Annotated in this window: 1 protein-coding gene; it reads left to right on the top strand. The window is 40.4% G+C overall.

Features of this window, described 5'->3' with window-relative positions; genetic code table 11:
- Window positions 1-698, top strand: a 698-nt coding sequence (locus H8S63_RS19785; RefSeq protein WP_370527616.1) for a DNA methyltransferase, incomplete at both ends; no start/stop codon positions are given.

The raw sequence follows: 698 nt of genomic DNA, 5'->3' as shown, positions 1-698 counted from the left end.
GATGCTTATAACTTTGCGAGCGAAGGCAGTGAAGAAGTGCAAGAAGAGGCTAAAACACTCATCAATGCTTCTGTTTTAGGGCTTATATTCGAGAAAATAAATGGTCACAAGGATGGTTCGGTATTCACTCCAGGCTTTATCACTATGTTCATGTGCCGTGAAGCAATCACCAAGACCGTGTTGCAAAAGTTTAATGGTTATTATGGCTGGAATTGTACCACCCGTATAGATCTATACAACCATATCGACAATATAGTCGAAGCTAATGAACTAATTAACAGTTTGCGGCTGTGTGATCCAGCTGTTGGTTCGGGTCACTTTCTTGTGTCTGCTCTCAATGAACTGATACTCTTGAAATATGAATTGGGTATTTTGGTAGATGCTACCGGTAAGCGTATCCGCAAAGCGGACTATCAACTTGCCATTGAAAATGACGAGCTGATTGTGACCGATGCCGAAGGTAATTTATTTGCTTACAACCCACTCAATGCGGAAAGTCGGCGCATGCAGGAAACTCTTTTCAAGGAGAAGCGTCAAATTATTGAGAACTGTTTATTTGGCGTTGATATTAACCCCAATTCTGTGAAGATTTGCCGCCTACGACTGTGGATTGAATTGTTGAAGAATGCTTACTATACGGCTGAAAGTAATTACACTTATTTAGAAACCTTACCAAATATCGACATTAACATCAAATG

The organism is Bacteroides sp. NSJ-39, from assembly GCF_014287315.1.
In the GTDB taxonomy this organism is placed as follows: Bacteria; Bacteroidota; Bacteroidia; order Bacteroidales; family Bacteroidaceae; genus Bacteroides; species Bacteroides finegoldii.
The sequence above is the reverse complement of the archived record's forward strand: the minus strand, read 5'-3'. Positions and strand labels throughout refer to the sequence as shown.